12 protein-coding genes are annotated in these 13,886 nt (G+C 63.2%); 8 read left to right on the forward strand and 4 right to left on the reverse strand.

Annotated features, from left to right (window positions below):
• Positions 1-13 precede the first annotated feature (13 nt).
• Together QMA15_RS05165 and era are read left to right on the forward strand one after the other, a co-directional pair.
• On the forward strand, positions 14-1,318 hold the full coding sequence (locus QMA15_RS05165) for a hemolysin family protein (protein WP_019749019.1): 1,305 nt from the start codon (positions 14-16) through the stop codon (positions 1,316-1,318).
• 24 nt (positions 1,319-1,342) lie between these two features.
• Positions 1,343-2,260 carry a GTPase Era gene (era, locus tag QMA15_RS05170; RefSeq protein ID WP_019749018.1) on the forward strand — a complete coding sequence of 306 codons (918 nt, stop codon included), beginning with the start codon at positions 1,343-1,345 and terminating at the stop codon, positions 2,258-2,260.
• A 49-nt stretch (positions 2,261-2,309) separates the two neighbouring features.
• Here era and QMA15_RS05175 read toward each other — a convergent pair whose 3' ends face one another.
• Both QMA15_RS05175 and QMA15_RS05180 read right to left on the reverse strand, forming a co-directional pair.
• Complete coding sequence (locus QMA15_RS05175) at positions 2,310-2,864, reverse strand: TetR/AcrR family transcriptional regulator (protein WP_019749017.1); 555 nt, start codon at positions 2,862-2,864, stop codon at positions 2,310-2,312.
• A 4-nt stretch (positions 2,865-2,868) separates the two neighbouring features.
• On the reverse strand, positions 2,869-4,287 hold the full coding sequence (locus tag QMA15_RS05180; RefSeq protein ID WP_279163966.1) for an amidase: 1,419 nt from the start codon (positions 4,285-4,287) through the stop codon (positions 2,869-2,871).
• A gap of 329 nt (positions 4,288-4,616) precedes the next feature.
• Between QMA15_RS05180 and kdpF the strand changes: the two genes are divergently transcribed.
• The 6 genes from kdpF to QMA15_RS05210 are packed head-to-tail and all read left to right on the forward strand — an operon-like array spanning position 4,617 to position 12,384.
• Positions 4,617-4,715, forward strand: a complete 99-nt coding sequence (gene kdpF, locus QMA15_RS05185; RefSeq protein ID WP_007731078.1) for a K(+)-transporting ATPase subunit F — start codon at positions 4,617-4,619, stop codon at positions 4,713-4,715.
• Positions 4,715-6,400 (forward strand): potassium-transporting ATPase subunit KdpA, encoded by a 1,686-nt coding sequence (kdpA, locus tag QMA15_RS05190; RefSeq protein ID WP_020969964.1) that lies wholly within the window; start codon positions 4,715-4,717, stop codon positions 6,398-6,400. Before kdpF ends, kdpA begins: the two co-directional genes overlap by 1 nt.
• On the forward strand, positions 6,397-8,502 hold the full coding sequence (kdpB, locus tag QMA15_RS05195) for a potassium-transporting ATPase subunit KdpB (RefSeq protein WP_279163965.1): 2,106 nt from the start codon (positions 6,397-6,399) through the stop codon (positions 8,500-8,502). Before kdpA ends, kdpB begins: the two co-directional genes overlap by 4 nt.
• A 6-nt stretch (positions 8,503-8,508) precedes the next feature.
• On the forward strand, positions 8,509-9,159 hold the full coding sequence (locus QMA15_RS05200; RefSeq protein WP_019749013.1) for a potassium-transporting ATPase subunit C: 651 nt from the start codon (positions 8,509-8,511) through the stop codon (positions 9,157-9,159).
• A 7-nt stretch (positions 9,160-9,166) separates the two neighbouring features.
• A complete protein-coding gene (locus QMA15_RS05205; protein WP_020908184.1) occupies positions 9,167-11,707 on the forward strand; it encodes a sensor histidine kinase KdpD in 2,541 nt (846 codons plus the stop codon).
• On the forward strand, positions 11,704-12,384 hold the full coding sequence (locus QMA15_RS05210; RefSeq protein ID WP_019749011.1) for a response regulator: 681 nt from the start codon (positions 11,704-11,706) through the stop codon (positions 12,382-12,384). The genes QMA15_RS05205 and QMA15_RS05210 overlap by 4 nt, the downstream gene beginning before the upstream one ends.
• A 23-nt stretch (positions 12,385-12,407) precedes the next feature.
• Here the strand turns inward: QMA15_RS05210 and QMA15_RS05215 are convergent, their stop codons facing one another.
• Both QMA15_RS05215 and QMA15_RS05220 read right to left on the reverse strand, forming a co-directional pair.
• Complete coding sequence (locus QMA15_RS05215) at positions 12,408-13,388, reverse strand: zinc-binding alcohol dehydrogenase family protein (protein WP_279163964.1); 981 nt, start codon at positions 13,386-13,388, stop codon at positions 12,408-12,410.
• A complete protein-coding gene (locus tag QMA15_RS05220; protein ID WP_092763357.1) occupies positions 13,385-13,846 on the reverse strand; it encodes a MarR family transcriptional regulator in 462 nt (153 codons plus the stop codon). Before QMA15_RS05220 ends, QMA15_RS05215 begins: the two co-directional genes overlap by 4 nt.
• Positions 13,847-13,886 lie beyond the last annotated feature (40 nt).

The raw sequence follows: 13,886 nt of genomic DNA on the forward strand, positions 1-13,886 counted from the left end.
CGGGGGTTCTGTAGTGAGTAGCGCCATAGCGCTCTTTGTTCTGGCGATTGCTCTTGTCCCGGTCGGTGGTGTCTTCGCGGCCGTCGACTCGGCGCTCAACACCATTTCGTCGGCGCGCATCGACGAGATGGCAAAGGAAGAGCGAGCCGGCGCCGCGCGCGTGCAGCGCATTCTGACCGATCGTCCGCGATACGTGAACCTGATGGTCCTGCTTCGCATTTTGTGCGAGATCACGGCCACCGTCGTACTCGTGGGCGGTCTGATCGACATCCTCTCGTTGGGCTGGGCGCTGACCGTCACCGCGGTGATCATGGTTCTCGTCTCGTACGTGGTCATCGGCGTCGGACCGAGAACGCTTGGGCGCCAACATGCGTACTCCATCGCGATGGCCGCGTCGTTGCCACTGCTGTGGATCGGTGTTCTGCTCGGGCCGATCAGTCGCGTCCTGATCCTCGTGGGTAACGCCTTGACCCCGGGTAAGGGCTTCCGCAACGGTCCGTTCGCTTCGGAAATCGAGTTGCGTGAACTCGTGGACATGGCGCAGGAACGCGGCGTCGTCGCCGACGAAGAACGCCGAATGATCCAGTCCGTCTTCGAACTCGGAGACACGTCGGCACGCGAGGTGATGGTGCCTCGCACCGACATGGTGTGGATCGAAAATGACAAGAATGCCGGACAGGCGACGTCGTTGGCCGTGCGCAGTGGTCACTCGCGCTTGCCGGTCATCGGGGAGAACGTCGACGACGTGCTCGGTGTCGTCTACCTCAAGGATTTGGTCAAGCAGACCTACCACCTGCCCGACGGCGGCCGGAACGTCAACGTCTGCGACGTCATGCGGCCGGCGGTCTTCGTTCCCGACTCGAAGCCACTCGACAGCTTGCTGGCCGAGATGCAGCGCGACCGCAATCACATGGCGATCCTCGTCGACGAGTACGGCGGAATCGCCGGGCTGGTCACGATCGAGGACGTCATCGAAGAGATCGTCGGTGAGATCGCCGACGAGTACGACGAGGACGAGACGCCGCCCATCGAGGATCTCGGCGACGGAATGTTCCGCGTATCCGCGAGGCTTCCCATCGAAGACCTCGGCGAATTGTTCGATCTCGAACTCGAACTCGACGAGGTGGAGACCGTCGGCGGGCTGATCGGATACGTACTCGGCCGAGTTCCGCTTCCTGGTTCCGAGGTGGAATACGACGGTTTGATCCTGCGCGGTGAGGGAACCAACACGGGCCGAGGCCGGGTACGCATCAGCACGGTGTTCGTGCAGCGCATCCCGCGGTCCGAAGACGAAGAGACAGAAGACACCGATGACTGAGCGAGTGTTCAGCGAGGAGCAGTTATGAGCAAGAACGAATTCCGGTCAGGCTTCGTGTGTTTCGTGGGTCGACCCAATACGGGTAAGTCCACGCTGACCAATGCGTTGGTCGGCAGCAAGATCGCGATCACGTCCTCGCGCCCGCAGACGACGCGCCATACGATTCGTGGCATCGTTCACCGCGAGCATGCGCAGCTGATCCTGGTGGACACCCCTGGACTGCACAAGCCGCGCACATTGCTCGGGCAGCGCCTCAACGACCTGGTTCGTGACACGTACTCCGAGGTCGACGTCATCTGCCTGTGCATCCCGGCCGACGAGGCCATCGGGCCCGGAGACCGCTGGATCGTGCAGCAGATCCGTCAGATGGCGCCCAAGACCAAGCTGGTCGGCATCGTCACCAAGATCGACAAGGTCAGCCGCGACGCCGTCGGAAAGCAGTTGCTTGCGCTGTCCACCTTGCTCGGTCCCGAATCCGAGGTCGTTCCGGTGTCCGCGAAGTCGGGCGAACAGGTCGAGATCCTGGTCGACGTCCTCGCCGGTCTGATGGACGAGGGCCCGGCCTTCTACCCGGACGGTGAATTGACGGACGAGCCCGAAGAGGTGCTCATGGCCGAACTCATCCGTGAGGCTGCGCTCGAGGGTCTCGGTGAGGAATTGCCGCACTCCCTGGCCGTGGTGATCGAGGAGGTCATCCCGCGCGAAGGACGCACCGAGAAGCAGGGCGAGATGCTGGACGTCCATGCGTTGCTCTACGTCGAGCGGCCCAGCCAGAAGGGCATCGTCATCGGTAAGGGCGGAGCGCGTCTGCGGGAAGTCGGTACCAGTGCGCGCCTGCAGATCGAGAAGCTGCTCGGTGTGCGGATCTTCCTGGAGTTGCACGTCAAGGTCGCCAAGGACTGGCAGCGCGACCCGAAGCAGCTCGGCCGGCTGGGCTTCTAGGGCCTCCGGCCCCGTGAGCGGTTAGGGAGTCCAGGGACTGCCTAACCACTCACAGGGGCCGGAGGACCCTGAGGATCGCCGCGCCGATGTCCTGCTCGTCGACGCCGGTGGCCAGGCGTCGGAGTTGGAGTCCAGTGATGACGGCAACGAGAGTCGATGCAATCGATTCGGGATCCGGTACGCCGAGTGCCGTCAGAATCGTGACGGTCAAATCGTCGTAGGCGGCAAAGCATTCGACCGCCACTTCATGGAGTTCGTGGTCGCGGCCGGCGGCGATGTACATCTCGAACGGCGCGATCCGCTCGGCCGAGAACGAAAGATCTCGCGTCACCTTCTCAGCTATTGCCGCGGCATCCTCGACGCTGAGACCTTTGTCGCGGTACTCCTCGGCCAAGGCGCGCAGGCGCGTCGTCTCGTCTGTCACGAAACGAGACAGAGCAGCGCGGAGCATGTCCGACTGGCTCGCGAAGTGATACGTGATCGATCCGAGTGAGACGCCGGCCTGCGCGGCGATGCGCCGGTTGCTCACACCCGGGATGCCGTCGGTACCGACGACGTGCAGAACGGCGTCGAGTATTCGCTCGCGAACGTCCCGGTTACTCATCGGGTCACCACCACGGCTCGGGTCGGACCTGATCCCAACGCAGGACCGATTCCAATTGTGAAGCGAGGGAGACCAACAGAGGTTCGGTGTTCTCGTTGCCCATCAACTGCGCACCGATGGGCAGGCCGGCCTTGCTGAATCCGGCCGGCACGTTGACCGAGGGCCAGCCGAGGACGTTCCACGGCCACGCGTACGGGCAGGCGCCGGTCATGACCTTGTCAGTGTCCCAACCACCGATGCCGTCGATCGCGGTCGCCATGATCGGTGGAGTTGCCGTCGTGGGTGCCAGGACGACGTCGTAGGTGTCGAAGATCGCTCCGATCCGCTTTCGCATCCGCGGTTCGGCCGCGCGGGCCGCGCGCAGTGGCGCACCACGAAGTAGCTTGCCGTTCTGTGCATTTCCGCGTGTTCGGGCATCGACCAGTGTCGGGTCGGGAACGCGTCCGAGCCAGTCGTGGACCCCGACGAGTGAGCGGGGCAGAAAGTTCAGGCCGAAGATCAGGCCGTATGCGGGATCGTCGACGACGACGTGGTGTCCGAGTTCCCGCAGCGTGTCGGCGATCGAATGCACGGCCAGGCACACTTCCGGGTCCAGCTTCACAGGAGTGGCGGTGAACGGATTACGAAGGGAAAGAGCGATTTTCAGCTTTCCGGGGTCGCGTCCCACCGCGTCGCTGACGGTGACCGGTGTCGGCTTGTGGAGATCGCCGTCGTGGTTGCCGGCAGCGACGTCGAGCAGCAGTGCCGCGTCGGCGACGGTGCGAGCGAGCGGGCCGTTGACCGTCAGGCCGTAGAAGGCTTCGGCGTCGGGCCAGGTGGAGATGCGCCCGCGCTGCGGCTTGATTCCGACGAGGTTGGTCCAGGCCGCGGGGATTCGGATGGAACCGGCTCCGTCGGAACCGATTCCGGCGCTGACCAATCCGGCAGCGACGGCCGCCGCGGTGCCGCCCGACGATCCGCCTGGAGTGTGGTGACGCGACCACGGATTGCGCGTGTAACCGAAGGCTGAACCGCTCGTGAGCGGCCACTGGCCCAGTTCCGGGCTGTTGGTCTTGCCCACGATCACTGCGCCGGCGTCGCGGAGGCGTCGAACCATCTCCGAGTCCTCGGTCTTGGCCGGGAAATCGCCAGGGCAACCGAAGGCGGTGGGTTCGCCGGTGATGTCGACGTCGTCCTTCACTGCGATCGGCACGCCGAGAAGAGGTAGGCGCTCGCCGAGTGCGAGACGCCTGTCGGCCTCGGCAGCTTCTTCGAGTGCCTTCTCGCGCCGCACGATCTTGAACGCATTGAGGTGAGGCTGAGTGGCCTCGATCCGGCTCAGCGTTGCCTCCGTGGCCGCGACGGACGAGGTAGCACCCGAAGCCAGACTCGCAACCTGGTCGACAAGGCCGGGGGCGAGATCGTGGTCGGTTCGAGAAGTCATCAGGTTCCCTTCGCAAAACTGTTCGTTCGAACGAACAGTAACTTGTTTCAGTATCAGCGAACTTGGGTTCCGCGTCAAGATCGCGTCAAGACGCCAGGTCAGTGCGTAAGTGGATCGTCAGAGACACGGAATCGGCCTCTCTGGAGGTCGAAGCTGAGAGAGCGCATCCGGTCGAGGGCGACCGAGCGTCATGGCTGCGATGCACAGCAGCACGGCAAAAGATTTCGAAGAGGGAAGCTCATGGCCGATCTGGCCTACGTTGCTCTGATTCTCGGTGGTTTTCTCGTGTGCGCGCTGGTGCTGCGCGCCCTACAGGCGAGCGCTCCCAAATGACGGTTGCCGGTGTGGTCAGCGTGGTTCTGATCGCCGTCGCCGCGGCATTGGTCATTTATCTACTCGTTGCACTCGTAGATCCTGAGAGGTTCTGATGTCGCCCGCTCTTGCAGCCGGCCTGCAGATCGCTTTTGTCCTCGCCGTTCTGGCAATTGCCTACGTTCCGGTGGGCGACTACATGGCACGCGTTTACACGTCGACGCGAGATCTGCGGGTCGAGAGTGTGATCTACCGCGTCGGCCGGATCGACTCGCGGGCCGAGCAGACGTGGTACGGCTACGCCGCAAGCGTTCTCGGATTCTCGTTGGCGAGCGCATTGTTCTTGTACTTTCTCCAACGGATTCAGGGTGTACTACCGCTGAGTGACGGACTGTCCGGCGTCAGCCCTGCCGTTGCCTTCAACACCGCGATTTCCTTTGTGGCGAACACGAACTGGCAGTCGTACACGCCGGAAACGACGATGAGCAACTTCGTTCAGCCCGTCGGCCTGGCGGTGCAGAACTTCGTCTCTGCCGCAGTCGGGATGGCGGTGGCCATCGCATTGGTTCGTGGCTTCATTCGGGTTGCCCGGGGCGGCGAAATCGGCAACTTCTGGGTCGATCTGACGCGTGGTTCTCTGCGCATCCTCCTCCCGTTCTCCTTCGTGATCGCCCTGATCCTGTTGAGCCAGGGAGTGATCCAGTCGTTCCACAGCGGTTTCGCCTCCACCGGCCTCGACGGCAATGCGGTGACCAATGCACTAGCTCCCGTCGCGTCCCAGGAAGCGATCAAGGAACTCGGCACGAACGGCGGCGGGATCTTGGCTGCCAACTCGGCGCACCCGTTCGAGAACCCCACCCCGCTGAGCAATATCGTCGAGATTCTGGCGATCCTGTTGATTCCGGTCTGCCTCACACGAACATTCGGAACTCTCGTCGGTGATCGTAGGCAAGGCCTCACCCTGCTCGCAGTGATGGGAATCCTGTGGAGCGGACTGCTCGCGGTGACGCTCGCTGCCGAATCCGGCGCACGCGGTGTTGCCGCCACAGCAGCTGGTTCGATGATGGAGGGCAAGGAAGTTCGCTTCGGAATCCCCGGATCGGCATTGTTCGCGGTGGCGACTACGGGAACGTCGACGGGTGCGGTGAACTCGGCCCACGACAGCATGTCGCCCCTCGGCGGCGGCGCGGTCCTGCTCAACATGTTGCTCGGCGAAATCGCGCCGGGCGGAGTCGGAACCGGCCTCTACGGGATTCTTGTGCTGGCGCTGATCGCAGTGTTCGTCGGCGGACTGTTGGTCGGTCGCACGCCCGAATACCTCGGCAAGAAGTTGGGTCGTCGCGAGATAACCCTTGCGGCGCTGTCGATCCTGGTCATGCCCGCACTGGTCCTGATCGGTACCGCCATCACCGTGATCCTCGGTTCGACCACCGGTTATCAAGGCAACGGGGGAGATCCGGGCACGCCGGGATCGATCCACGGGTTCAGCGAGGTGCTCTACGCTTTCGCTTCCGCCTCGAACAACAACGGCAGCGCGTTCGGCGGTCTGACCGTCACCAGCGACTGGTTCCAGTCGTCTCTCGGAATCTGCATGCTTCTGGGCCGATTCCTGCCCATCATCTTCGTTCTCGCTCTGGCCGGTGCGCTGGCCTCTCAGAAGAAGGTGGCGCCGACGGCCGGCACCCTCCCCACATCCGGTCCGATGTTCACCGGCCTGTTGACCGGAACCGTCGTTCTTGTTGCTGCACTTACATTCTTCCCGGCCCTCGCGCTGGGCCCGCTAGCGGAGGCTCTTCAATGACCGTGCGTATCAGTGAGAAACCCGTGGTAGCGCAAGACGCTGCCGGCAAGGTTGATCCAGGGCAGTCCCGTCAAGTACACGCAGGCGTATTCAACCCGCGGCAGATGATCACCGCGTTGCCGGGGGCCGTACGCAAACTCGATCCACGCCACTTGGCGCGTAACCCGGTCATGTTCGTGGTGTTCGTCGGTTCCGTCATCACCACCGTCATGGCGATCGCCGATCCCTCGGTGTTCTCATGGGTGATCACCCTGTGGCTCTGGTTCACGGTGATCTTCGCGAACCTAGCCGAATCCGTGGCCGAAGGGCGAGGCAAGGCTCAGGCGGCCAGCCTGCGCAAGGTCAAGCAGGACACCACAGCACATCGGATCACGATGAGCGGCGCGATCGAATCGGTTTCCGGCACCGAACTGGTGGTCGGCGACCGGGTGATCGTGGTTGCCGGCGAGGTCATCCCCGGCGACGGCGACGTGGTCGAAGGTATTGCCTCCGTGGATGAATCGGCGATCACCGGTGAATCCGCCCCGGTAGTCCGTGAATCTGGTGGCGACCGCTGCGCCGTCACCGGTGGTACGACGGTTCTCTCCGACCGGATCGTCGTGGAAATCACCGCAGCCCCGGGCAGTTCGTTCGTGGACCGGATGATCGCGCTCGTCGAAGGCGCCTCGCGTCAGAAGACACCCAACGAGATTGCGCTCAACATCCTGCTCGCGTCGTTGACGGTCATCTTCCTCCTCGCCGTCGTAGCCATCGGCCCGATGGGCTTGTACGCGGGGCACGAGCAGGATCCGATCAAGCTGATCGCACTCCTCGTCTGCCTGATCCCGACGACCATCGGAGCGCTGCTCTCGGCGATCGGTATCGCGGGCATGGACCGCCTCGTCCAGCGCAACGTTCTCGCGATGTCGGGGCGTGCCGTGGAAGCTGCGGGCGACATCGACACCCTGTTGATGGACAAGACCGGAACCATCACCTTCGGCAACCGCCGGGCGACCGCGCTCCACCCGGCACCCGGCGTATCCGCCGACGATCTTGCTGCGGCAGCGCGCTTGTCGAGCCTGGCTGACGGAACTCCCGAGGGACGGAGCATCGTCGAGTTGTGCGCAGCAGAGTTCTCTCTCGCGGCCGAACCGACGCTCGACGAGGAACGCGCCGAGTTCGTTCCCTTCACGGCACAAACGCGGATGAGCGGACTCGACCACTCCGGACGCCAAATCCGAAAGGGTGCAGCAGATGCGGTGATGAACTGGGTCGTCAGTGGCGGTGGACATGCAGAGACCGCGGTGACCGATACCGTGAACGACATCGCCGAAGCCGGCGGAACACCACTGGTAGTTGCCGTCAAGCACGGTGAGAGCACCTCGATCCTCGGCGTGATCGCGTTGTCCGACGTCGTCAAGCCGGGAATGGCTGACAGGTTCGCCGAACTCCGGGCGATGGGTATTCGCACGATCATGATCACCGGCGACAATCCGTTGACCGCGAAGGCGATTGCCGATGAGGCGGGCGTCGACGACTTCATGGCGGAGGCCACCCCGGAAGACAAACTGGCCCTGATCCGGAAGGAGCAGGAAGGCGGACGTCTCGTCGCGATGACCGGTGACGGGACCAATGATGCGCCCGCCCTTGCCCAGGCGGATGTCGGGGTCGCGATGAACACGGGAACCTCGGCAGCCAAAGAGGCCGGGAACATGGTCGATCTCGATTCCGATCCCACCAAGTTGATCGAGGTAGTGGAAATCGGCAAGCAATTGCTGATCACCCGCGGCGCCTTGACCACATTCTCGTTGGCGAACGACCTGGCGAAGTACTTCGCAATCCTGCCGGCATTGTTCAGCGGCATCTACCCGCAGCTGGACGCGTTGAACATCATGCGGCTCGCCACCCCCGAATCGGCGATCGTCTCGGCCGTGATCTTCAACGCCTTGGTGATCATCGGGTTGATTCCGTTGGCACTCAAGGGTGTTCGATACCGACCGTCGACAGCATCGCAGTTGCTCGGACGTAACCTGCTCGTCTACGGTCTCGGCGGTGTGATCACACCGTTCGTCGGTATCTGGTTGATCGATCTCGTCGTGCGTTTGATTCCTGGAATTGGGTGACCTGACATGCGTTTCACTATCGGTTTTGCCAAACAGGTGTGGGCGGGTTTGCTCGTATTACTTGCACTCACGGTCGTTCTCGGTGTGATCTATCCCGCCGCGGTGTGGGGGGTCAGCCGGATCAGCTCCGGATCTGCCGAAGGCTCACCGGTCACTGATGCCGCCGGTTGCGTGGTCGGCAGTGCCTGGGTGGGTGTTGATCCGCAGGTTGCCGAAGGGCAGCAGGACCCGTTCTTCCACAACCGCGTTGTCGGATCCGTTTCGGACGAGGATCCTTTTGCCACCGGTGATCCCGCTGCGGCACTGCCGTCCAACCAGGGGCCGAGCAGCGAGATTCTGGCCGGATTCATCATCGAGCGCCGGGCGGCCATCGCGGCACGTGAGGGCGTCGACCCGGCATCGGTTCCCGTCGACGCAGTCACCGGTTCGGGCTCGGGTATCGATCCCCACATCAGTCCGGCGTACGCCGAGCTGCAGGTCGCGAGGGTGGCGGCGAACAACGGCATCTCGGAAGACCAGGTGCGGGACTTGGTGGCTGAGCACACCGACGGTCGGCAACTCGGATTTCTCGGAGCCGAGCGAGTCAACGTCCTGGAATTGAACCTGGCACTCGGATTGACGGCACCTACGTGTGCTGCGCCGACGACTGGTGGATGATTGTCACGTGAGTTCTTCGGAGAAGGTCGGTCAATCTTTCGGTAGGGCACGCAAACGCGGTGAATTGCGTATCTACCTCGGCGCTGCCCCCGGCGTCGGAAAGACCTTCGCGATGCTCGGTGAGGCTCATCGACGTCGAGATCGTGGCTGTGACGTGGTCGCGGCCGTTGTGGAGACACACGGCCGCGCCCGCACGGCGGCGCAGATCGGTGACCTCGAGATCATTCCGCCGAAGCTGGTGGACTATCGCGGAACACGGATGCCGGAACTGGACGTCGAGGCCGTGTTGGCTCGGCGGCCGGCCCTTGTCCTCGTGGACGAGTTGGCACACACCAACACGCCGGGGAGTAAGAATCACAAGCGCTGGCAGGACGTGCAGGAACTGCTCGAAGCCGGGATCGACGTCCTGTCCACGGTCAACGTGCAACACCTCGAAAGCCTCAACGACGTTGTCGCGCACATCACCGGCGTGGTTCAGCAGGAGACGGTTCCGGACGCGATAGTGCGTAGTGCGGCGCAGGTCGAGCTGGTCGACATCACTCCGGAGGCGCTGCGCCGCAGACTTTCTCACGGCAACGTATATTCGCCGGAGCGTGTCGATGCGGCATTGGGTAACTACTTCAGACGCGGAAACCTCACGGCGCTACGCGAACTGGCTCTACTGTGGGTGGCCGATCAGGTGGACGCCGCCCTGGCGAAGTACCGGGCCGAGAACAAGATCACCGATACCTGGGAGGCTCGCGAGCGTGTCGTCGTTGCCGTGACCGGGGGACCGGAGTCGGAAACGCTGGTACGACGCGCATCCCGTATCGCGTCGAAATCGAGTGCCGAGCTGATGGTGGTCCACGTCGTGCGCGGTGACGGACTCACCGGCGTCTCGGCCCCGGAAATGGGCAAGGTGCGCGCGTTGGCCGTCGGGGTCGGCGCCACGCTTCACACCGTTGTCGGTGACGACGTACCGTCGACGCTTCTCGAATTCGCCCGCGAGGAGAACGCCACACAGTTGGTTCTGGGAACGTCTCGACGTTCTCGGCTGGCGCGCATCCTCGACGAGGGGATCGGCGCCGCGGTGGTTCAGCAGTCCGGCGGCATCGACGTTCACATGGTCACCCATGAGGAAACGACCGTCCGTCGGCGGATCTCGTTGTTCGGCCGATCCGAGTACCGCTTGCTGTCGTGGATTGCGGCAGTGGTGGTTCCGACGGCCGCAGCCGGACTCATGGGTCTGATCGACCGGATCTCCGGTGTGCAGGGCGAAAATGCGTTGTTCTTCGTGGTGGTGGTTCTGGTCGCGCTGCTCGGTGGTGTCGGGCCGGCAATGCTGTCTGCTCTGTTATCGGGACTGCTGCTCAATTACTTCTTCACCGACCCGAGGTACAGCTTCACGATCGCCGAACCCGACAACTTCATCACGACGGTGGTGCTGCTGATAGTGGCTGTGGCAGTGGCCGTTCTGGTGGACGCTGCCGCCAAAAAAGCTCGGGAAGCGAAGCGCGCTTCGGAGGAAGCGGAACTTCTGACACTGTTTGCGGGGTCGGTTCTCCGCGGTGCTGACCTGTCCACGCTGCTCGAGAAAGCTCGTGAAATCTACCGTCAACGTGGGGTTTCGGTGGTGCATCATGAGGATGGCGTAGTCGCGGCCGTGGGTGCAGAACCGCCGGCACGTGAAGCTGACGCGGATTCCGTGTGCGAGGTAAACGACGGCGAATACGCACTGATGCTGTCGGGGCCGGAGTTGAGTGCGCGTGATCGTCGGGTGTTGACCGTTGTCGCGCACCAGGCGGTCGGCATGATCCGTCAGGACAAGCTCACGGTCGAAGCGAGCAAGGCGGCTGCATTGACCGAGGCTGATCAACTGCGCCGAGCATTGCTTTCGGCTGTGAGCCATGACCTTCGGACACCGCTTGCCGGCGTGAAGGCTGCTGTGTCGAGCTTGCGCAGCGACGACATCGAGTTCTCACCTGAGGACACGGCAGAACTACTGGCCACCATCGAGGAGTCTGCGGATCAGTTGACCGCGCTGGTCGGCAACCTTCTTGATTCGTCCAGACTGGCTGCGGGAGTGGTCAAGCCGACGTTGCGGGCGGTGTACCTCGACGAAGTTGTTCACCGGGCGTTGCTTGGATTAGGCATCGGCGGCCGGTCGGACTCCCGGTCCCACAGTGTGATCGTCGACGTGGGTACTGTTGCCGTGCAAGCCGATCAGGGTTTGCTCGAGAGAGTGATCGCCAACCTCGTCGACAACGCATTGCGGTACGGCGGCACAACACCGGTGCGAGTGGGAGCAGCACGCGTCGGAGACCGCACCGTCATCACCGTCGCAGATACCGGCCCCGGTGTACCCCGTGGTGAAGCCGAATCGATGTTCGAGCCGTTCCAGCGGATGGGAGATCGCGACAACACCGGCGGAGTGGGCCTCGGGCTGTCCGTGGTTCGTGGATTTGTCGACGCGATGGGCGGAACGGTCAGTGCCACCGACACTCCGGGCGGTGGGTTGACGATGATGGTCGAACTGGCCGGTGCAGGAACGAATGGAAGCGAGTCATGAGCCGGATACTGGTTGTCGACGACGAACCGCAGATCTTGCGGGCACTACGCATCAACCTCACTGTGCGTGGATATGACGTGGTGACGGCGTCCACCGGAGCAGGGGCCCTGCGCGCTGCAGCGGAACGGCCGCCGGACGTGGTGATTCTCGATCTCGGACTGCCGGACATGGACGGCACCGAAGTACTTGCAGGCCTGCGTGGCTGGTGCACGGCGCCGGTCATCGTGCTGTCGGCGCGCACCGACTCCGCGGACAAGGTCGAGGCCCTCGATGCCGGTGCCGACGATTACGTCACCAAGCCCTTCGGGATGGACGAGTTTCTGGCCCGCGTGCGCGCAGCGGCGAGGCGTGGAACCTCGGCGGCCGACACCTCGGAACCGTCGGTCGAGACCGCGTCGTTCACGGTGGACTTGGCTGCCAAAACGGTCAGTCGGCGCGGTGAACAGGTGCACCTGACTCCGACCGAGTGGGGCATGCTCGAGATGCTTGTGCGCAACCGCGGAAAGCTGGTCGGGCAGAAGGAATTGCTTCGGGAGGTGTGGGGACCGGCTTACGACACCGAGACTCACTATCTGCGTGTCTACCTGGCTCAACTTCGTCGCAAGCTCGAGGACGACCCGGCCAACCCCAAGCATCTGATCACCGAGGCGGGGATGGGTTATCGATTCGTGGTGTGAGAAACCAGGTGTGAGAAACCAGGTCAGATCATCACCACCAATTTGCCACGAGCCGTACCGGCTTCCATCTTGGCATGCGCTTGCGCGATGTCCTCGAATGCGAACACCTCGTCGATCGGTACCACCGCCTCGCCTGACGCGACAGCGGAGAGGAAGTCTTGCAGTACGTCGGCAGGCAGGTCGGACGCGTCCCCGCCGTACGAGGTCAATCGCACTCCGCGTGGAATGTAGTCGATCGGATAGAAGTCCTTGACTGTCCACTCGTTGGACAACATGCCCGTGAAACACACGGTCCCGTGAACGCGAGTGGCGCGCAACGTGTCGGGAAGTGTTGGTGTTCCGACTAATTCGAGAGCCAGATCAACACCGTCCGGGAAAATGTCTCGCACCTGGCCTGCCACGGCACCGTCGTCGAGGACAACGTGGTCGACCCCGATCGCGGTCAACGACGACGCTTTGCTCGCATCTCGGGTGGTCGCAAGGACAGTGAGTCCCCACTGCTTCGCCAGGACTGCAGTTGCCATGCCGACCGAGGAGGTTCCTCCCCGGATCAACAAGGATTGACCGGATTTCGCATCCAGTCCCACCGTCAGAGAGCCGTACGACGTCTGCAGCATCTCGGGAACAGCTCCCACTGTCGACCAGTCCAGTTTGCTGGAGAAGGGAACGACCTGGCTGACGGGAACGCATGTGTACTCGGCATATCCGCCGTCGAAGACCCGACCCATCCCGCCCATCATGGCGGCGACCTGCTGCCCTTCGGTCAACTCGCCGCCGGGGCAGTTCACCACTTCGCCGACGGCCTCGATGCCCAGCACCCTCGGGAACGTCACGCCTTCGGCGAGGCCGAGCCTGGTGTGCAATTCGGATCGATTGAGGCCGAAGGCCTTCACACGGACCAGTACCCAGCCGGTGGTAGGCGCGGGTATGGGAATCTCCTTGATCGTCAATGCTTCTGGCGGGCCGGGGGCGTCGAGCACGATTGCGCGCATTGTGTCGGTCATGCTTTCTCCTTGGTGATGAGTGTCAGTCGGCGGTTGGCTTCGCGCAGCGTGGCCAGTGTGGCGCCGAACCGATCGAGAGCCTCGGGCGTCAGCACGGAACCGAGACGGCGTGCCAGTTCGTCGTCGAACGTGGCCTTCGCCCGCTGCAACAGGCCAATGCCGTCGGGGGTCAACGCGATGAGTGAGGATCGTTTGTCGGCGGGATTGGATTGTCGACGGCAGTGCCCCGAGGACTCGATCCGATCCACCAATTTGCTCGTGCCACCGACGGTGATCGCGAGGGCTTCGGCAATGTCGAAGACCCGACAGGAACCTAGCCTGTCGATGATCTGCATCGGCTCGAATCGACTCAGTGGCAGGTCGTGCTCGATTCGGAGTCGCTGGTCGACGGCCGTCCACAGTTCGGTTTCGAAGCGGACGAGGTTGTCGAAGTGACCGCTCAGGTCCGACCCCGTCATGAGCAGACCCCGAACCGATATGCATTCCGTGGAATCATTC

Origin of the sequence: Rhodococcus sp. APC 3903 (assembly GCF_030407755.1) — a bacterium.
Taxonomy (GTDB): Bacteria; Actinomycetota; Actinomycetes; order Mycobacteriales; family Mycobacteriaceae; genus Rhodococcus_F; species Rhodococcus_F erythropolis.